This window comes from Bradyrhizobium sp. U87765 SZCCT0048, from assembly GCF_018131225.1.
Taxonomy (GTDB): Bacteria; Pseudomonadota; Alphaproteobacteria; order Rhizobiales; family Xanthobacteraceae; genus Bradyrhizobium_A.
In genome coordinates this window covers 2521286-2540547 of record NZ_JAFCMM010000001.1, presented here as the reverse complement: position 1 = coordinate 2540547, position 19262 = coordinate 2521286, and the positions used below count along the sequence as shown (strand labels likewise).

The window sequence follows — 19262 nt, the reverse complement described above, 5'->3', positions numbered from 1 at the left end:
GTGCTATCATCAGGGTTGAGAAGCGGCGCCGCTGCGCGCCGCGCGCTCCGTGCCTAAGTCTGTGCGAGGCCTGCCGCCCACAGCGCGAATGCGTAGGCGAGAGCCACCTCGTCGAGACGGTTGAAGCGCCCCGACGCGCCGCCATGGCCTGCGCCCATGTTGGTGCGCAGCAGGACAGGGCCGCCGCCGGTCATCGTTGCGCGCAGCCGCGCGATCCATTTCGCCGGCTCCCAGTAGGTCACACGCGGATCGGTCAGTCCGCCCATCGCCAGAATCGCGGGATAGTCCTTCGTGGCGACATTGTCGTAGGGCGAGTACGACAGGATGGTCCGGAATGCCGCCGCGTCCGTGATCGGGTTGCCCCACTCGGGCCATTCCGGCGGCGTCAACGGCAACTGGTCATCGAGCATGGTGTTGAGCACGTCGACGAACGGCACTTCGGCGACGATGCCGGCAAACAATTCGCCGGCACGATTGGCGACCGCGCCCATCAGCATGCCGCCGGCACTGCCGCCGTGGCCGACGATCCGCTTCTCCGAGGTGTAGCCGGCTGCGATTAGGGCGTGCGCCGAGGCTGCGAAATCGTCGAAAGTGTTGGTCTTCTTGTCGCGCTTGCCGTCGAGGTACCACGACCAGCCTTTGTCGGCGCCGCCACGGACGTGGGCGATGGCATAGACGAAGCCGCGATCGACCAGCGACAGGCGGTTGGTGGAGAACGACGCGGGAATGGCGTGGCCGTAAGAGCCATAGCCATAAAGCAGCAGCGGCGCCTTGCCGTCGCGCGCAAGATCACGCCGGTGCAGGATCGACACCGGCACCTGCACGCCGTCGGCAGCGTTCGCCATGATGCGCGTGGTGACATAGTCAGCCGGATCGTGACCCGACGGGATCTCCTGACGCTTGCGCAGCACGCGCGCGCGCGTCGCCATGTCGTAGTCGAAAACTTCCGACGGCGTCGTCATCGACGAATAGCCAAAGCGCAGCACCGTGGTGTCGAACTCGTAGCTGCCCATGGTGTCGAGCGAATAGGCCGCCTCGTCGAAGGCGATTGCGTGCTCGGCGCCATCAGCGAGATCGCGGATGACGATCGACGGCAGCGCGTCCTTGCGCTCCAGCCGCACCAGATAGCCGGCATAGAGCTCGACGTCGAGCACATACACGCCAGGACGATAGGGGATGAGATCGCGCCAGTTGGCGCGCGCGGGATCGGCGAGCGGGGCGGTGACGACCTTGAAGTCGATCGCCTTGTCGGCATTGGTCAGGATGAAGAGTTCGTCGCCGCGGTCGGCGACCGAGTATTGTACGCCGTCCTCGCGGGCCGCGACGAGGCGTGGCGTGGCATAGGGATCGGCGAGATCGAGCAGCCGCTGCTCGGAGGTCTCGTGGTCACCGCCGGCGATGACGCAGAAGCGGCCGCTGGCGCTCTCGTGGAGATGGGTGAACCAGCCCGAATCCGTCTCCTCGTAGATCAGGATATCGTCGGCCTGCGGTGTACCGAGGCGATGGCGATAGACGCGTGTCGGGCGATGGTTGTCGTCGAGCTGGACATAGTAGAACGCGCGGGCGTCTGCGGTCCATACCACGCCGCCGTCGCTGTTCTCGACGGCGTCGTCGAGATCCCGTCCGCTTGTCCAGTCGCGCACGCGGATGGTGTAGTACTCCGAGCCGCGGGTATCTGCGCTCCAGGCGATCAGGGCATGGTCGGGCGAGTGCCGTGTGCCGCCGAACTGGAAGAACTCCGACTGCGTCGCGAGTTCGTCGCCGTCGAGGATGACATGTTCGGTGCCGCCGTCGCGGGGCTGACGCGCGAACAGCGGGTGCTGACCGCCCTCACGGTACTTGCGAAAATAGGCGAACGGACCGTCCGGCGACGGAACGCTGGAATCGTCCTCCTTGATGCGTGCGCGCATCTCGGCGACCAGCGTCTTCTGCAGCGCGGCGGTATGACCGAGCACACTCTCGGCATAGGCGTTCTCGGCTTCGAGATGGCTGCGGATTTCCGGCGCCAGAATGCCCGGGTCCTGCAGCACCTTCTGCCAGTTCGGGTCCTTCAGCCAGGCGTAGTCGTCCTGGACGGTGAGGCCATGGTGCGTCACCGCGTGGGGGCGGCGCTCGGCATTCGGCGGGGGTGCGATGGGGCTGGTGTCGGGCATGAGCTTCCGGAAAGGTTCGAAGATCTGGTGGATATATGGTGAGCGTGGCGCCTGCGCACCGCGGCCGTGCGAATTTGTCCCGGCGGTCGGGAACCGCGGTCCGCCTCAGGGGGCGGCGGCGATGGCGTCCGCGAGCTGCTGCAGCGCCCGCTGCGCGAAAGTGCGCATGTTGGCCTGGCGGTCGGGGCTCGCGGTCTCGAGGGTGCCGACTCGCTCGATCGGGCCTGCGACCGCGAAGCAGCAGTGGCCTGCGGCATCGCCGTAGCGGTTGCCGCTCGGGCCGGTGGCGCCGGTCTCGCCGAGGCCCCAGGTGGCGCCGAGCAGATCCCGGGCGCGATTCGCCAGCAGCAGCGCGTAGGGCTCCGTCGAGGCACGCAGGCCTTCCATCTCCTCCTTGGTGATGTCGACCAGGGCAGCGCGGGCGCGCGGCGTATAGATCACGCCGCCGCCGCGAAAGTAGGCCGAGGCGCCGGGCACCGCGAGCAGCGCGGCCGAGATCAGCCCACCGGTCGAGGATTCGGCGATGCCGACGGTGTCACCACGGGCGATGAGGCGGGCGGCGATGATTTCGGTGAGGGGAATGAGGGTCTGCATGGGCCGTCCGAACGTGGGAGAAGGGCGCAGTATCCGGCGGGCGACGGGCTGATTCAAGGCGGACGGAATTTTGCGTCGTGCGCCGTTTTGGGTCACAACTGCGGCCGAGAACCGTGAAAGGACGACGACATGGCTGGCTTCAAGGTAACCTGGGATCACATCCATCTGCGCACGCCGGATGTGGAGGCGACGGCGCAATGGTTCGAGAGCATGCTCGGCGCGGAGATCATCCGCCTGCCGCAACGCGTCGATCTGGCGCTGGGCGGCGCAAAGGTTTTCCTGATGCCGGTTTCCAGCGGTGACGGCGTCAATCCGCCGCCGGTTTCGCCCCATCAGGGGCTCGATCATTTTGCTCTTTCGGTGAAGGACGTCGACGCGGTGGCCGCCGAGTTGAAAGCCAAGGGCGTCACGTTCACGACGGAGGTGCACACCCCGCGCCCCGGCATCCGCATCTGCTTCATCCAGGGGCCGCAGGGCGTATCGATCGAGCTGCTCGAGCGCGATCCGAAATACACCTGACACCGATCGCCGCAGTCGCTGAAAACACCAATGCCCGGCCATGGCCGGGCATTGTCATGTGTTCCAGGTGATGACGGCCTGCAGCGCGGGCGGCACAGCACGTGCGGACGTTACTTGTCCTTCTTGTGCTTGTGCTTCTTTTTCTTGCCGTGATGGTCGGCCTCGTCATCGTTGTCTTCGGCGTCGTCGTCCTCGCTCGCAGCAGCCTCCGCCTCCGCGCGCGCAGCCTGCTCGCGTGCCTCGCGCTCGTGGATCTCGCGCAGCCGCGCCTCTTCCTTCTCATGGGCGCGCTGCTCGAGATACGCCTCCCATTCCTGGAAGACGAGATGCAGCCAAGGGCGGATCTGGTCCATGGACGGCAGCGTGCCGGCGGGGCCCTGGGGGCCCGCCTCGCCGCGGGGGCCGCGTTCACCCTGCGGCCCCTGAGGTCCGGCCGGGCCTTGCGGGCCAGGCTTGCCGGGAAGTCCGGCTTCGCCGCGAGGGCCTGCAGGGCCAGCTTTGCCTGGCGGGCCGGACGGGCCCGGCTTGCCCTGCGGCCCTTCCTTGCCACGCAACCCGTCGGGACCGCGCTTGCCGATATGGCCCTGCGGTCCCGGCTTACCCGGTGCGCCGGCGTTACCGCGAGGGCCCTGGGGGCCCGGTTTGCCTTGCGGTCCCGGAGGGCCTGCGCGTCCCCGCCGGCCGGTTGCGTCGTCGTCAGCCACGTTTCACCTCCGCACGATGTCGGTCGTTTGTCTCTTAACAGACGGGTTATGACGGATTCAATTCAGCTCCGGCGGGGGGATGGGGACAAGACCGCAAAGTCGCCCCGCAAAACAGGGCAGTTCAGCCGTCGCTGCTGCGGATTGCCGCGGCCGCGGCACCCACGACCACGGCAACGCCGAGGCACCAGAAGCCAAACCGCGCGTAGAGCAGGGCCGCCAGTGCGCAGCCCAGGCCAAAGCTGGCAAGCGTGATTGCGATGCGGCCGAACCGCGAGCGCAGCGCGGCAGCTTGGGCAGGGTCGCCGCCGCCGCCGAGCAGGTCGACGGCATCGAGCGTCGCCTGCACGGTCGAGCCGGTCATCATGGTGGTCGGCGGCAGGGTGCCGAAGTGGACGCGCTGCACGGCATTCTGCACCGCCATGGCGGCGATGCCGCTGAAGCCGGTGAGCAGCGCCGCCGGCGTGTTAGGATCGGGGAAGGGGCCATAGGTCACGGCGAGGGCGAAGAACGCGAGCAGCAGCACCACCTTGGCGGCGAGCAGCACACGCTGCGCCGGTCGCTTGCGCGCCTGTAAGGCGCGGCCGGCGATGTGCGCCAGCGCCACCACGGCGACGAATTCTGGCAGCGCCAGCACCTTGCCGACGACACCATGGCTGCCGTGGACCAGCGCCGCGCCGAGCGTCACGAAGTTGCCGGTGACATGGGCGACGAAAAGGCCCTGCAGGCCGAAGAATCCGGTGGCGTCAACGAAGCCGGCGTTGAACGACAGCAGTGCCACCATGATGGTTTGCGGATTGGGTCGTTTCATGCGTCCCCGGTCGTGCTTCGGTCGTTCTTGCTTCGGTCGTTGTTGCTGCGCCGTGCCGGCCGCGCCGGTGCGATCAGCTCTGCGGTGCGTGCCTCGCCCTGCGATGGCTTACAGCTGCGTCTTGTAGATGGCTTCGATCTCGGCTTGCGGCGTCGGCGCGCCAAGGCTGGTCTGGTCGTGGATGACCTCGGCGATGCTCGGGAAGCTGCTGCGAGCGACCCTCGCCTCCGGCGCCCACAGCTTCGAGCGCATCAGCGCCTTGCCGCAGTGGAAATACGCCTCGCGCACGGCGACGCGCAGCACCGCGCGCGGCGGCTTGCCGAACTCCTCCATTCTTGCCAGCAATTCCGGATCGGCCGACACGGTGGCCTGGCCCCCGACCCGCAGGGTCTCGTCGAGGCCCGGCACGAAGAAGATCAGCTGCACATAGCCGCTGCCGGAGAGGACATTCCTGAAGCTGTCGATCCGGTTGTTGCCGGCGCGGTCGGGTATCAGCAGTTCGTCCTGTCCGTTGACATGGACGAAACCGATCCCGCCGCCGCGCGGGGAGGCGTCGACTGTGCCGTCCGGACCGCCGGTGGCGAGTACGCAGAACGGCGACATGGCGATGAACTTCGCGGAATGGGCGTCGAGCGTCGGCCGCTGCTTGGCGATGACCCGCGGGCTCGGGGCCGGATAGATGGTGGCGAGGTCGTCGGAAACGAGATCAGTCATGGCGGCTCCGCGAAAGGTCGGCGGATGAAAGCTAGCATTGGAACCGGGCGGCGCAAAGACTTGTGCGCGTGAGTGGCTCACCTCGCTGCGCGGCATGTTGCGACGGGTCGTGTTCCCGTCGATCCGGCGCTAGGATATCGTCAGAGCCAGGAGGCTGCCATGTGTCGTAACATCAAGACGCTGTTCAACTTCGAGCCGTCCGCGACCGAAGACGAGATCCATGCTTCGGCGCTGCAGTTCGTGCGCAAGCTATCGGGCTTCAACAAGCCGTCGCAGGCCAATGCCGAGGCGTTCGATCTCGCTGTGCGGGAGGTGAGTGATGTGGCGCGGCGGCTGCTGACGTCGCTGCACACCCATGCCCCGGCGCGTGACCGCGAGATCGAGGCCGAGAAGGCACGGGAGCGGTCGCGGTCGCGTTTCGCCTGACACAGGCCGGAAACGCAAAACCGCGCGGCGAGGCCGCGCGTTTGTCGTTGTCATTGCTCTCCATAGGGGCAGTCCGGGCGCTCACAGCGCCCGGTTGCTCTCCTTGACCTTGTCGGCGTCGAGATAGACCTCACCGCCCATCTTGCGGAACTTGTCGCTCATCTCCGCCATGCCGTCGGCGATGGTGCCGGACACCGACATCCCGACCGAGTTCGGATCGTTCAGCGTGGCGGCGTAGTCGCGCACGTCCTGGGTGATCTTCATCGAGCAGAACTTCGGGCCGCACATCGAGCAGAAGTGCGCCACCTTGTGCGCTTCCTTCGGCAGGGTCTCGTCGTGGAACGCCATCGCGGTGTCCGGATCGAGGCCGAGGTTGAACTGGTCCTGCCAGCGGAAGTCGAAGCGGGCGCGCGACAGCGCGTCGTCGCGCAGCTGCGCCGCCGGATGGCCCTTGCCGAGATCGGCGGCATGGGCCGCGATCTTGTAGGTGATGACGCCGGTCTTGACGTCGTCGCGGTTGGGCAGGCCGAGATGCTCCTTCGGCGTGACGTAGCACAGCATGGCGCAGCCGAACCAGCCGATCATGGCGGCGCCGATGCCCGAGGTGATGTGGTCGTAGCCCGGCGCGATGTCGGTGGTCAGCGGTCCGAGGGTATAGAACGGCGCTTCGCCGCACTCCTTGAGCTGCTTGTCCATGTTGATCTTGATCTTGTGGATCGGCACGTGGCCGGGTCCCTCGATCATCACCTGGCAGCCCTTCTTCCAGGCGATCTGGGTGAGCTCGCCGAGCGTCTCCAGCTCCGCGAACTGGGCGCGGTCGTTGGCGTCGGCGATCGAGCCCGGACGCAGGCCGTCGCCGAGCGAGAACGACACGTCGTACTTGCGCATCAGGTCGCAGATCTCGTCGAAGCGCTCGTACAGGAAGCTCTCCTTGTGATGCGCGAGGCACCACTTGGCCATGATCGAGCCGCCGCGCGACACGATGCCGGTGACGCGGTTCGCGGTCAGCGGCACGTAGGCGAGGCGCACGCCGGCATGGATGGTGAAATAGTCGACGCCCTGCTCGCACTGCTCGATCAGGGTATCCTTGTAGACTTCCCAGTCCAGCTTGACCGGATCGCCGTTGACCTTCTCCAGGGCCTGGTAGATCGGCACGGTGCCGATCGGGATCGGCGCGTTGCGCAGGATCCACTCGCGGGTGGTGTGGATGTTGCGGCCGGTCGAGAGGTCCATCACGGTGTCGGCGCCCCAGCGGATCGCCCACACCATCTTGTCGACCTCTTCCTCGACCGACGAGGTCACGGCCGAGTTGCCGATATTGGCGTTGATCTTGGTGAGGAAGTTGCGGCCGATGATCATCGGCTCGAGCTCGGCATGGTTGATGTTGCAGGGGATGATGGCGCGGCCGCGCGCGATCTCCGAGCGCACGAACTCAGGCGTGATGAAGGCCGGCACTGCGGCGCCAAAGCTCTCGCCGTCGGCGAGAGCAGCTTCCGCGCGCTCGAGCTGCTGCTTGCGGCCGAGGTTTTCGCGCTCGGCGACGTAGATCATCTCCTTGGTGATGATGCCGGCGCGGGCGAATTCGAGCTGGGTGATCATGTGGCCGTCGAGGCCACGCAGCGGCTTGTGATGGGCCTTGAAGGCGGCAGCGGCATGGGCGGCGCCGACGTTGCCGTTGTCCTCGGGCTTGATGATACGGCCGTCATACTCCTCGACGCCGCCGCGCTCCTTGACCCAGGCGGAACGGGTGCGGGAGAGGCCGGCGTTGACGTCGATCAGCACCGACGGGTCGGTGTAGGGGCCGGAAGTATCGTAGACCGGCAGGTTGGGCTCGCCGGCGCCTTCCGACAGGATGATCTCGCGCAGCGGCACGCGCAGGTCGGGCGCCGCCTCCGGCGTGACATGGATCTTCTTCGACGACGACAGCGGGCCGGTGGTGACGGCGGCTCGGGTAGCATCGGGATTGGAGCGAATGTTCATGGCATCCTCCTTGAAATTCTCAAAATCTCTTAAGCGGGCTGGGACTCGTGATCGAGCCAGGCGCGCACCCGCGCGTCCGGATCGGTGTTCTGGGTGACGTCGCTGACGACGGCGATGGAATCGGCGCCGGCGGCAAAGATCTCGGCGGCGTGCTCGAGCTTGATGCCGCCGATCGCGACCAGCGGAATGGCGCCGACGCGCTTCTTCCATTCGGTGATCTTGGGAATGCCCTGCGGCGCGAAGCGCATTGCCTTCAGCGTCGTGAAGAAGATCGGGCCGAGCGCGACATAGTCGGGCTGATGGCGCAGCGCGTTGTCGAGCTCGGCGTCGTCATGGGTCGACAGGCCAAGCGTCAGCCCGGCGGCCTTGATCGCCTTGACGTCGGCGTCGGCAAGATCCTCCTGGCCGAGATGAACATGTTCGGCCCTGGCGTCGATCGCGGCGCGCCAGTAGTCGTTGACCACGAGCTTGAGGCCGGTGCCGCGCGTGGCGGCGAGCGCGTCGCGCACCAGCGTTAGCGCCGCGTCGTCGTCGAGGTCCTTGGCGCGCAACTGCACGGTGCCGACGCCGAGCGCGGCGAGGCGCTTGACCCAGGCAAGGCTGTCGACGACGGGATAGAAGCGGTCAGGATACGGCATGCCAGAACGGAGTCCCGATGACAGGGGTGGAGGGGGAAGCGAAGTCGCGGGCGCCCATCAGGCCGGCCTCGAAGCCGGTGCGACCGGCCTCGATCGCCTTGCGGAACGCACCCGCCATCGCCACGGGATCGGCGGCCTTCGCCACCGCGGTGTTGAGCAGCACGGCGTCGAAGCCGAGTTCAAGCGCCTCGGCGGCATGCGACGGCGCGCCGATGCCGGCGTCGACCACCAGCGTGATGTCGGGCAGGCGCTGGCGCAGCAGCTTCAGCGCGTCGCGGTTGGTGATGCCGCGTGCACTGCCGATCGGCGACGCCCAGGGCATTACCACACGGCAGCCGGCGTCGACGAGGCGCAGCGCGACGCCGAGATCCTCGGTGCAATAGGGGAAGACCTCAAAGCCGTCCTTGATCAGGATGGTCGCGGCTTCGACCAGGCCGACCACGTCAGGCTGCAGCGTCTCGTCGTCGGCGATCACTTCGAGCTTGATACGGTTGGTATCGAACAGCTCGCGAGCGAGCCTGGCAGTGGTCACCGCCTCGCGGACGCTCTTGCAGCCGGCGGTGTTGGGCAGCACCGTCACGCCGAGCTCGCGGATCAGCGACCAGAATGCGTCGCCAGTCTTGCCGCCCGAGCTTTCGCGGCGCACGGAGACGGTGACCATTTCCGAGCCAGACGCGCGGATCGACGCTTGCATGATCGCCGGCGAAGGATACAGCGCCGTGCCGATCAGCAGGCGCGAGGAGAGTTCGGTGTCGTAGAATTTGACCATGGTGTTATCCGCCCTGGCGCGGCGTCAGGATCTCGACCTGGTCGCCATCGTTCAGTGTCGTCTCGGCCCAGCGGCTGCGCGGCACCACGTCGTAGTTCACCGCGACCGCGAGGTGATTGCCCGCGTAGTCGAGTTCGCCCAGCAGCGCGTCGACACGCGTCGCCTGCGTCTCCCTGCGCTCGCCATTGACGATCAGGAACATCGCATCACCTCGTTGTCGATTTCGCCGCGCGCGACATAGGCCGCGGTCAGTTCCGCGAGCGCCGGCGCCAGCAGGAAGCCGTGCCGGTACAGGCCGTTGACCGCGATGGTGTCGTTCCTGACGTCGATGCGCGGCAGGTTGTCGGGAAAGGCCGGGCGCAGGCCGGCATTGACCTCGATGATCCGCGCCTCGCCGAACGCGGGATGCACCGCATAGGCGGCGCTCAGCAGTTCGAGCGCCGAACGCACGCTGACGCCGCGATCCTCGCTCTCGATCGAGGTGGCGCCGATCATGAAGCGGTTGTTGTCGCGCGGAATGACGTAGAGCGGCCAGCGCGGGTGCAGGAAGCGAACCGGTCGCGACAGGTGCACCTCGTCGGTCTCGACCAGGATCATCTCGCCCTTGACGCCGCGCAGGTCCGGCGCAATGTCCCGCGCGGCGAGACCGCGGCAATCGATCGTGAGATCGGCGACGCTGTCCGTGCGTTCGGTCTCGAAGCGGATCGTCACGCCCATGGCCGTGAGGCGGGCATGGAGCTGCGGCAGCACGCGGCGCGGTTCGACATGACCTTCGTCGGGAAAGAACAAGGCTTCGCGGAAGCGGCCGTCGAGTGACGGTTCGAGGTCGTTGACGCCGTCGGCATCGAGCCGGCGGTGATGATCGGTGAGGCGCGCGAAGCGCTCGAAATCGGCGCGGTCGCGCGGATGCGCCACCACAAGCGAACCGTTGAACGGCACGTCGGGCAGTTCTTCGCGCCACAGGTCGAGCGCGCGGACGCCAAGACGCACGATCACCGGCTCGGACGATTCGGCTTCGCACCACGGCGCCAGCATGCCGCCGGCGACATGGCTGGTGGCGGTCGTCAGCGCGGCGGTATCGCGCTCGTAGACGGTGACACGGCAGCCGGCCTTGGCCAGCATCAGCGCCTGCCACGTGCCGGCGACGCCCGCGCCGATGACATCGACGTTGAGGTCGTTGGACGCGCGAATCGGCAATGTACGTAAATCGGTAGCGGTCTGAAGCATCCCTGTCCCTTCGCCGGCATGACCCGGATCAGGTTCAAAGGGTCACCGCGCCATCTGCGGTATCTCAGCTCCTTGCCGGAGCCCCCCTCGGAACTGGCGCAATATTAGTCCGCCGTCACAAAAGGTCAACCGCATGGCGGACGCGCGCTGCGCGCGGGAACAGAATGCGAGGCTGCTTGTGCGGCCCTGCGCGTGCGGGAATGGTTCGGCAACAGCTGCTGTGCGGCGCACAACCGCGAACGCGGCTCAACGTCCGGGCGCGTCGATGACATGCAGCACCAGCGGCATTTTGCGCTGGCGCTTGGCGGCGTAGTAGTAGCCGCCGGCGTAGTAGGACACCGCGCGGTCGTGATTGCCGTTCGCCGTGCGATAGGCGCCGGCGAGATAGCGGATGCCGTAGGTGAGATTGGTCTCGGGATCGCGCAGGCCTTCGGCGGTGCCGGTGTAGCCAAGGCTGCGCGCCGTGCCGAGCTTGATCTGCATCAGGCCGATGGTGCCGCCGTGGCCGATCAGGTTGGGCTGATAGCGGCTCTCGCGCCTGATGACACGATGGATCAGCTCTTCCGGCACGCCATTGCTGACGGCATGGCTGGCGATGATCGCGTCGTAGGGATGCTTCTCGGCCGTGGCGGCCGGCTTTCGTGCGCCGCGCTTCTGCGGGGCCTCCTTCACCTGCGGTGCTTCCTGTGCGAGGGGTGCGTCCTGCGCTTCAACGGCCTCCTGCGTTTGCGGGGCGTCCTGTGCCCTGGCCGGTCCGGTTGCCGCAACAGCGAGGCAGGTGACGAAACCGAGCATTGGCAAAGGGCGCATGGCGAATTCCGGTGTGCAGGCGAGAGAGGCGGCGCAAGGCCGGCGATTTCGCGGCGGATGTGTCAGTCATTCGTGGCAATGATGGGGCTGGCGGCACGCGGATGCGGCAATCGGGCGGATTGGCTGCTTTTTCAGTAGCTTGGCCAAATGAAGCGTTGAATTGCCTGCCGTGATTTACCTGAAATTATGGCTTCGCTGATTGGGTTCCGCGTACCGAGGGCGAGTTTCACAGTTTCGATGACCGTAACCAGCCTGGACACCGTTCCGCAAAGCCGAAGCCTGGCGCGTCCGCCGGCCTTTCTGCTGCTGGCCGCTGGCGCATGTGTGCTGGCGGTGCTGCTCGGCAACCGCCTGCTGCTCGATCCGGACACGCTGTGGCAGATCAAGGTCGGGCAATGGATCATCGCCCATCGCGCGGTGCCCCATGTCGACATCTATTCGCTGACCAGGGCCGGTGAGCCGTGGATGTCGTCGTCGTGGCTGGCGCAGGTGCTGTTCGCAAGCGCCTACGACAACGCCGGCTGGATCGGTGTCGTGGTGCTGACAGCGCTTGCGATCGCCACGACCATCGGCGTTCTGGTACATGCGCTCGAACGGCAGATGTCGCCGATCCTGGCCGGCTTCGTTGCGATGGTGGCGTTCGCGCTGTCGGCGCAGCATTTCCTCGCACGGCCCCATGTGCTGGCGATGCCGATCATGGTGGCGTGGACTGCAGGATTGATCGGGGCGGCCGACCGCGGCGCGCGCCCGTCGTTCTGGCTGCTGCCGCTGCTGGTGTTGTGGACCAATCTCCATGGCGGCTTCGTGCTCGGACTGGCGTTGGTCGCGCCGATCGGCCTCGACGCGGTGTGGAACGCGGCGCCTGCGCGGCGCTGGCCGCTGGCCTTGCAGTGGGCGCTGTTTGTGGCCGCCGCGGCGCTGGCCTGCTGTATCACGCCTTATGGCTGGGATGCGCTGCTCGCGGCGCGAAAGATTCTCGGCCTCGGCGGTGCGCTCGGGGTCATTGCCGAATGGGCGCCGCTCAGTTTCGCGCGGTTCGGACTGTTCGAGGGTTGTTTGCTGATGCTGCTCGCGCTCATGCTGCATCTCGGCATGCGGCTGTCGCCGCCGCGGATCCTGCTCGTCCTCGGCCTGCTCCACATGGCGCTCACGCATGTTCGCAATGTCGAGGTTTTCGCACTGCTGCTGCCGCTGATCGTGCTGGCGCCGATGGGCGCGCGCTTCGGTGCCGCGCTGAAGCCTGAACGCCCCGGGGCGCGCCCGTCATGGTTCGGTGGTGGGCTTGTGCTGGTCGCGGCCGTGGGCCTCATCGGCGTGCTGGCCTCGATCCGCCCGAGTCGCCCGCCGCTCGAGAACGACAGTTCCGCCGCGATCGCGGCACTGCAGGCCACCGGAGCCACGCGTGTCCTCAACGATTACAGCCTCGGCGGGGCGATGATCTGGGCCGGGCTCAGGCCCTTTATCGACAGCCGAGCCGAGTTGTACGGCGAGAGCACGGTCGTCGGGTATTTCAAGGCGATCTCGCTGGAGGAGCCTGACGGCCTGTTCAGGCTGCTTGCGGACAACGCCCTCGGAGCGACGATGCTCGATCCGGCGACGCCGGCGGTCCGGGTCATGGATCGTCTCGCGGGATGGCACCGGGTGTTCGCGAACGATGTTGCGGTCATCCATGTGCGCGAGGCCCCCCGCTGAAGCGATCCGAATGTCGGGCACCGCACATCCGTAAGAATTTCGTCAGAGATATCAGTGGCTTTATCGGCTTTCGCGCCGCCTTGGCCCTCTCGGTTTACGTGAAATTATCGGTTGGCTGATTGGATCGCGCCGTCCGGCCCACACTCCGAGCGTATTCATGAGCGTCACCAGCGTCGACAGCCTGCGTCCGAGCCGCGCCCTCGCGTGGCCGCCGGCCTGGTTCTGTCTCGCCATCGGCGCCGCCGTGATGGTGCTGTTGCTCGGTCCGAAGATGCTGTTCGACACCGATACGCTGTGGCAGATCAAGGTCGGCGAATGGATTCTCGCCAACCGTGCCGTGCCCTATGTCGATATCTACTCTCTCACCAGGACCGGTGAGCCGTGGATGTCGTCGTCGTGGCTGTCGCAGGTGCTGTTTGCGCTGGCTTATGCGGCGGCGGGCTGGACCGGCGTCATCCTGCTGTGCGCGCTCGCGCTCGGCGGTGCGGTGGCGCTGCTCACGCGTTTTCTCGAGCAGCGTCTGTCGCCGATATCAGCCAGCTTCGTCGCGATCATGGCGTTCACGCTGTCATCGTTCCATTTCTTCGCTCGCCCTCATGTGCTGGCAATGCCAGTCATGGTGGCCTGGGCTTGTGGTCTGATCGCAGCCGCCGATCGGTCGACACGGCCCTCGTTCGGTCTCCTCGGCGTGCTCGTGCTGTGGGCCAATCTCCACGGCAGCTTCGTGTTCGGCGTGGTGCTGCTTGGCGGTGTCGCTCTCGATGTGTTGTGGCGCGCTGAGCCCGAACAGCGCCGCTCGTTGTTCGTGCAGTGGGCGTTGTTCGGCCTCGCCGGCGTCGCCGCTTGCTGCCTGACGCCCTATGGCTGGAATGTGCTGCTTGCGGCGCACAGAATTCTCGACCTCGGCGAACTGCTGCAGGTGATCTCCGAGTGGCGTCCGGTCGACTTCTCGGTGTTCGTCATGTTCGAAGGCGCGTTGCTGGCGCTGATCGGATCGGCACTGTATTTCGGTGTTCGCCTGCCGCCGACGCGCATCGTGCTGATGCTCGGCCTGCTGCATATGGCATTGGCGCACATGCGCAATGTCGAGGTGTTCGTGCTGCTGCTGCCGGTGATCGCGCTGACGCCGGTGGCCGATCAGTTCGGGCTGGCCCGGCGCCACGTGCAAGCCGCAGCCGGCCGGTTCGGTCTGTTGCCGGCGATCGCGGTTGCCGCGGGGGCACTGGCCCTGTTCGCCTCGGTGCGCGGCATCCGCATGCCCGAGGAGGATAACTATGCCTCGGCGGTCGCCGCCCTGCGGGAACATCATGCGACACGGGTGTTCAACGACTACGGGTTCGGCGGCTACATGATCTGGGTCGGCATGAAGCCGCTGATTGACGGCCGCGCCGAACTCTATGGCGAGCGTTTTGCGCTCGACCACTGGAATGCGCTGCTGCTCAAGGATCCCGATGCTTTCTTCCGCGCCGTCGAAACCTATGATCTCGACGCCGCCGTGTTTTATGCCGGCACGCCGCTCGCGCTCCTGATGGCGCATATCGATGGCTGGAAGAAGGTCTTCAGCAATGACCTCGCGGTAGTTTACATCCGTACCGGTCCGGTGACGGGCCGCATCCGGGCCAATCCCGCCTGAACGCTGTTCCGCCTACTCGGCCGCCCGGTCGTAGGGCGCGACCCGCGGCAGCACGATCTGGATCTGGGTGCCAAGACCGACGGCTGATTCCAGGCTGATCCGGCCGCCGAGGCGGTTGGTCACGAGATTGTAGACGATATGCAGGCCGAGGCCCGTGCCGCCCTGGTTGCGCCGGGTGGTGAAGAACGGATCGAAAGCATGTCGCCGCACCTCCGGTGCCATGCCACGGCCGTTGTCGACGAACATGATCTCGACGCCGTCGCTGCCGCTGCTGCGCACCTTGACGTCGATCTGGCCGGGCTGGCCTTCCGGGAAGGCGTGAATCACCGCATTGAGAAACAGATTGGTCAGGATCTGGCCATACGAGCCGGGGTAGCTGTTGAGCACCAGTCCCGGCTCGCAATCGACCGTCAGATGGACACTCTGGCGGCGCAGGCCCGGCCGCAGGCTGGTGATGATCTGTTCGGTCAATTCGCGAATGTCGAACTCGCGCCGCTCGCTGAAGTTGCGGTCAGTCGCGACCTGCTTGAAGGATTGGATCAGCTCCGCGGCGCGGTTGAGATTATCCATCAGTTGCGTGGCAGCTTCACCGGTCATCTTCAGGAAATTGGTCAGGCTCGACTTGCGCAGCTCGCCGCGCTCGACCTCCTCGGCGAACAGCCTCGTCTGGCGCTGCAGCGACGAGGCGACCGTGAGGCTGATGCCGACCGGATTGTTGACTTCGTGCGCAACGCCGGCGACGAGGCGGCCGAGCGCGGCCAGCTTCTCCGCTTCCACCAGCGAGTTCTGGGTTTCCCGCAGTTCGCGCAGCGCGGTCTCCGCCGCATCGCGCGCCGTGCGCATCTCCTGCTCGACGCGCTTGCGGTCACCGATGTCGAGCGCCACCGTCACGATGAAGCGGATATTGCCGTCGTCGTCGAAGATCGGCACCTTCTTGGCCATCCACTGCCGGGCATTACCCTGCGAGTCCAGGTACTCCTCTTCGTAGAAGCCGAGCTCGCGCCGGCTGTCGAGCACCCGCCGATCGTTGGTATCGGTTTTCGCCGCGCCGTAGCGCGACATGATCTCGGTCGTTGTGCAGCCGAGCGCATCCGCCGGTTCAATGTTGAAGATGCGCGCCATGTATCGGTTCATCAGCACATAGCGCAGCTCGGCGTTCTTGACATTGATGACTGCGGGGACGGTGTCGATGACTTCCTGCAGCCGCTGGCGGCTTTCGGCGAGGGCAGCCTCTGACGACTTCTGCGCGGTGATGTCACGTACCGTGCCTTCGTAGCGCAGGATGCGGCCGGCGGCATCGCGCACCGCGGCGGCACTGTCGGACAGCCACAGCACCGTGCCGTTGCGTTGACGGACCTGATACTCGAACTCGCGGACGATGCCGTCCCGCTCCATCAGCCGTTGGTATTCGATGCGCATGGCGGGATCGACATAAACCATGGTCGCGATGTCGTCGGCAGCCTCGATCAGGTCGCGCGGCGTCGCATAGCCCATCATGCGGGCGAGCGCCGGATTGGCATTCAGCAACTGGCCGGACGGGGTCGTCACATAGATGCCGTCGACCGAATTCTCGAATAGCCAGCGATAGGTTTCTTCGGTGTGGGGAAGCGTCGGCCGCGCCGGGCCCGGCGCCGTTCCGATGACGGTCCTGACGGTTCGTGCCGCTGACGAGAGCAGCGAAAAAATCCTGGAGGTCATCGAAGAAACCGCGATGCGCAGCACTTGGACAGCAGGGGTCGGCACCGACCGACGCGCGATCATAGCGTGCCTTGCGCCCGCTTGGGTACCGGTTTTCGGAAGGCGGTGAGACCGGCCGCCGCTGCGCTGCAGGCAAGGTTACCGCGGCGGTCATGAAAAAGGGCGCCCCGAGGGGCGCCCTTCGTGGAAACGGAGACTGGCGCGGGTCAGCGGGCCTTGACCAGGGGGCAGCCGCCCTTATCGAGGGGGCGGAAAGCCTGGTCGCCAGGGACGGTCGCCAGCAGCTTGTAGAGATCCCAGTCGCCCTTCGATTCTTCGGGCTTCTTGACCTCGAAAAGGTACATGTCGTGCACCATGCGGCCGTCCTCGCGGATGTGGCCGTCTCGGGCGAAGAAGTCGTGAATCGGCGTTGCCTTCATCTGGGCCATGACCTTGGCGGTGTCGTCGGTGCCGGTGGCGTCGATGGCTTTCAGATAGTGCATGGTTGCCGAGTAGAGGCCAGCCTGGATCATGGTGGGCATGTGGCCGACCTTCTCCAGGAAGCGTTTGGAGAACGCCCGCGTGTCGTCGTCGCGATCCCAGTAGAAGGCGTCGGTCAGGATCAGGCCCTGGCCATCCTTCAGGCCGATGCCGTGCACGTCGGTGATCTCCAGCAGCAGCGCGATCAGCTTCTGGCCGCCCTTCATCAGGCCGAACTCGGCAGCCTGCTTCAGCGCGTTGGTGGTGTCGCCGCCGGCATTGGCGAGGGCGACCACCTTGGCCTTCGAGGCCTGGGCCTGCAGCAGGTAGGACGAGAAGTCCGATGAGTTGAGCGGATGGCGAACGTTGCCGATCACCTTGCCGCCGGTTTCCTTCACGACGTTGGAGGCATCGCGCTCCAGCGCCGCGCCGAACGCGTAGTCGGCGGTGATGAAAAACCAGCTGTCCTCGCCTCGCTGCACCATGGCGCGGCCCGCGACATTTGACAGCGCGTAGGTGTCATAGGTCCAGTGCACGGTTGTGGGCGAGCACGCCGGGCCGGTCAGGTCGGACGTGCCGCCGCCGGAATTGATGAACACCTTGTTCTTGTCGCGGGTGAGCTGCTGGATCGCCAGCGCGACCGAGGAGGTCGGCACGTCGAACACCGCATCGACCTTCTCGTTGTCGAACCAGTTGCGCGCGATTCCGACACCGACGTCGGGCTTGTTCTGATGATCGCCGGATACGACCAGGACGGATTTGCCCTTGACCTTGCCGCCGAAGTCGGCGACCGCCATCTCGACCGCGGCGAGCGATCCCTTGCCGGTTGCATCGGCGTAGAGGCTCGACATGTCGGTGAGCACGCCGATCTTGACGACATCGTCGGAGACCTGCGCCTGGGCGGCAGCAGTGGAAATGAACAGTGCCACGGCGGTGGCGCATGCGGCAGCGAATGATCTCATGGCAGCGATACTCCCTCTTTGGCGCTGCGCTTGGGCATTCCCTGGACGATGACGTCGGAACGCCCTGCGCAGCTTGTTGTGCGGCGATCCTGCCCAGCTTCGCAGCGGGCAGCAAGGGCAAAACTCGGTCATCCTGCCTCGCTCGGCGGATATTCCGTTATGCGGATGGCTGCTGGATTATGCGGCGGATTTGCGCGCAGCCTGATAGGGCAGCGCGATGCGCGCCGTCAGTCCACTGGGGACGCGATTGTGCAACGACAGCGTGCCGTTGTGCGCAGTGATGATCGCGCGGGCGATCGACAGCCCGAGGCCGAAGCCAGTGGATTCGTCCATGTTGCGGGCTTCGTCGCCGCGCACGAATGGCTCCAGCATCGCCGCCTTGCGGGTGTCATCGATTCCGGGGCCATCGTCCTCAACCTCGATGATCGCCTGGCCGCCGGAAATGGTGAGACCGATGGTGATGACGGTGCCGAAGCGCACGGCGTTCTCGACGAGGTTGGTGACGGCGCGATGCAGGTCGGCGGGGCGCGCCACGATGGCGGCCTGCGCCGGGCCACGATAGCCGACCTTGTGGCCGAGATCGGAGAACTGGTCGCAGATCAAATGCAGCATGGCTGCGAGATCGACCAGCGTCGCAGTTTCGCGGGTGTGGTCGTTGCGCAGGAAGGACAGTACCGATTCCAGCATCGAGCGCATCTGATCGAGGTCGATAAGGGTCTGGCGACGGTGCAGCTCGTCCTCGATGAACTCCGAACGCAACCGCAGCCGGGTGATCGGCGTGCGCAAGTCGTGGCTGATCGCGGCCAGCATGCGCGTGCGATCGTTCATCAGCGTGGTGATGCGCTCGCGCATGCGGTTGAGCGCGCGCGCCAGCGCGCGGATCTCTTCGGGGCCACTCTCGGTGAGCGGGGCCGCGGTACTGTTGAGGCTGAAAGTCTCCGCGGCCTTGGCGAATGCGGACAGTGGGGTGCCCAGTGCACGGGCCGCCCACAGGCCGAGCAGGGTAAAGCTGATCAGCACGAACAGCAGCGTCAGGATCCAGGGCATGCCGAGCCAGGGGGACGAACCTTCCCGCTTGACGGTGGCACTGAGCAGCGCTCCGTCCGGCAGGCGAATGCCAATGCGATGATCGGCCGGCGAAATCATGAAGGCATGGAAGCCGGGAGCGAGGCGGAAGGGAGGGCCGGGGGGCGGCTCGACGGGGTCCTTACTGGCGGCAGCCGGATCGGGCTCGGAGATGCCGATGGCGAACTGCGGGAAGGCGCGGCGGATGTCGTCGAGGACGCGCACCCGCTCGGCTGTCGGTGTCGCGTTGACGAGCTGCGCCAGGGTTCCAAGATCGCGCCGCGGCCGCTCCGGATAGGGTGTCGTGGTGCGATGGAAGACGAAGAAGGCGGTGATGATCAGGTGGCTGGTGATCAGCGACATTGCGACCAGCATGGCGATCTGGCCGCTGATACGACGAAGGCTGAAGAA

At 66.2% G+C, this 19262-nt stretch carries 17 protein-coding genes, 1 pseudogene and 1 riboswitch; of the genes and pseudogenes, 4 read left to right on the top strand and 14 right to left on the bottom strand.

What is annotated here, in order from left to right; all coding sequences use genetic code 11:
* Positions 1 to 53: 53 nt before the first annotated feature.
* Together JQ639_RS11165 and JQ639_RS11160 are read right to left on the bottom strand one after the other, a co-directional pair.
* On the bottom strand, positions 54 to 2153 hold the full coding sequence (locus tag JQ639_RS11165) for a S9 family peptidase (protein ID WP_211966164.1): 2100 nt from the start codon (positions 2151 to 2153) through the stop codon (positions 54 to 56).
* A 105-nt stretch (positions 2154 to 2258) separates the two neighbouring features.
* Entirely contained in the window at positions 2259 to 2747 is a 489-nt protein-coding gene (locus JQ639_RS11160; protein ID WP_211966163.1) for a CinA family protein, read from the bottom strand.
* Between the two features lie 129 nt (positions 2748 to 2876).
* Here JQ639_RS11160 and JQ639_RS11155 point away from each other — a divergent pair, with 129 nt between their 5' ends.
* Positions 2877 to 3266: a VOC family protein gene (locus tag JQ639_RS11155; protein WP_211966162.1), complete on the top strand. Its 390-nt coding sequence runs from the start codon at positions 2877 to 2879 to the stop codon at positions 3264 to 3266.
* A 110-nt stretch (positions 3267 to 3376) separates the two neighbouring features.
* Here JQ639_RS11155 and JQ639_RS35810 read toward each other — a convergent pair whose 3' ends face one another.
* The 3 genes from JQ639_RS35810 to JQ639_RS11140 form a co-directional block, all read right to left on the bottom strand.
* Positions 3377 to 3970 carry a collagen-like domain-containing protein gene (locus JQ639_RS35810; protein WP_211966161.1) on the bottom strand — a complete coding sequence of 198 codons (594 nt, stop codon included), beginning with the start codon at positions 3968 to 3970 and terminating at the stop codon, positions 3377 to 3379.
* 121 nt (positions 3971 to 4091) lie between these two features.
* Positions 4092 to 4778, bottom strand: coding sequence for a YoaK family protein (locus tag JQ639_RS11145; RefSeq protein ID WP_211966160.1), 687 nt, complete (start codon positions 4776 to 4778; stop codon positions 4092 to 4094).
* Between the two features lie 108 nt (positions 4779 to 4886).
* Positions 4887 to 5492, bottom strand: a complete 606-nt coding sequence (locus JQ639_RS11140) for an MSMEG_1061 family FMN-dependent PPOX-type flavoprotein (RefSeq protein ID WP_211966159.1) — start codon at positions 5490 to 5492, stop codon at positions 4887 to 4889.
* Positions 5493 to 5651: 159 nt separating this feature from the next.
* Between JQ639_RS11140 and JQ639_RS11135 the strand changes: the two genes are divergently transcribed.
* On the top strand, positions 5652 to 5918 hold the full coding sequence (locus JQ639_RS11135; RefSeq protein ID WP_211966158.1) for a DUF2277 domain-containing protein: 267 nt from the start codon (positions 5652 to 5654) through the stop codon (positions 5916 to 5918).
* Positions 5919 to 5999: 81 nt separating this feature from the next.
* Here JQ639_RS11135 and thiC read toward each other — a convergent pair whose 3' ends face one another.
* The 6 genes from thiC to JQ639_RS35255 all read right to left on the bottom strand — a co-directional run bounded on the left by thiC (position 6000) and on the right by JQ639_RS35255 (position 11204).
* Positions 6000 to 7898, bottom strand: coding sequence for a phosphomethylpyrimidine synthase ThiC (gene thiC / locus JQ639_RS11130; protein ID WP_211966157.1), 1899 nt, complete (start codon positions 7896 to 7898; stop codon positions 6000 to 6002).
* Positions 7899 to 7927: 29 nt separating this feature from the next.
* Positions 7928 to 8536, bottom strand: coding sequence for a thiamine phosphate synthase (locus JQ639_RS11125; RefSeq protein WP_211966156.1), 609 nt, complete (start codon positions 8534 to 8536; stop codon positions 7928 to 7930).
* Complete coding sequence (locus JQ639_RS11120) at positions 8523 to 9305, bottom strand: thiazole synthase (RefSeq protein WP_211966155.1); 783 nt, start codon at positions 9303 to 9305, stop codon at positions 8523 to 8525. Before JQ639_RS11120 ends, JQ639_RS11125 begins: the two co-directional genes overlap by 14 nt.
* Positions 9306 to 9309: 4 nt before the next feature.
* Complete coding sequence (gene thiS, locus JQ639_RS11115) at positions 9310 to 9507, bottom strand: sulfur carrier protein ThiS (RefSeq protein WP_211966154.1); 198 nt, start codon at positions 9505 to 9507, stop codon at positions 9310 to 9312.
* Positions 9498 to 10532, bottom strand: coding sequence for a glycine oxidase ThiO (gene thiO / locus JQ639_RS11110; protein ID WP_211966153.1), 1035 nt, complete (start codon positions 10530 to 10532; stop codon positions 9498 to 9500). The genes thiS and thiO overlap by 10 nt, the downstream gene beginning before the upstream one ends.
* A riboswitch (TPP riboswitch) is annotated at positions 10521 to 10630 on the bottom strand. (Overlaps the previous gene by 12 nt.)
* 148 nt (positions 10631 to 10778) lie before the next feature.
* Complete coding sequence (locus JQ639_RS35255) at positions 10779 to 11204, bottom strand: lytic transglycosylase domain-containing protein (protein ID WP_371745051.1); 426 nt, start codon at positions 11202 to 11204, stop codon at positions 10779 to 10781.
* Between the two features lie 375 nt (positions 11205 to 11579).
* Between JQ639_RS35255 and JQ639_RS11100 the strand changes: the two genes are divergently transcribed.
* The gene (locus JQ639_RS11100; RefSeq protein WP_211966152.1) at positions 11580 to 13034 is read left to right on the top strand and encodes a hypothetical protein; all 1455 of its coding nucleotides are present in this window, start codon (positions 11580 to 11582) and stop codon (positions 13032 to 13034) included.
* Positions 13035 to 13191: 157 nt separating this feature from the next.
* Entirely contained in the window at positions 13192 to 14667 is a 1476-nt protein-coding gene (locus JQ639_RS11095) for a hypothetical protein (protein ID WP_211966151.1), read from the top strand.
* Positions 14668 to 14679: 12 nt separating this feature from the next.
* On the opposite strand, the pseudogene JQ639_RS11090 reads toward JQ639_RS11095, so the two are convergent.
* The 3 genes and pseudogenes from JQ639_RS11090 to JQ639_RS11080 all read right to left on the bottom strand — a co-directional run.
* Positions 14680 to 16263, bottom strand: a pseudogene (locus JQ639_RS11090) (PAS domain-containing sensor histidine kinase); the annotation flags it as partial.
* A gap of 308 nt (positions 16264 to 16571) precedes the next feature.
* Complete coding sequence (locus JQ639_RS11085; RefSeq protein WP_211966149.1) at positions 16572 to 17786, bottom strand: ABC transporter substrate-binding protein; 1215 nt, start codon at positions 17784 to 17786, stop codon at positions 16572 to 16574.
* A gap of 177 nt (positions 17787 to 17963) precedes the next feature.
* A complete protein-coding gene (locus JQ639_RS11080; RefSeq protein ID WP_211966574.1) occupies positions 17964 to 19226 on the bottom strand; it encodes an ATP-binding protein in 1263 nt (420 codons plus the stop codon).
* Between the last annotated feature and the right edge of the window lie 36 nt (positions 19227 to 19262).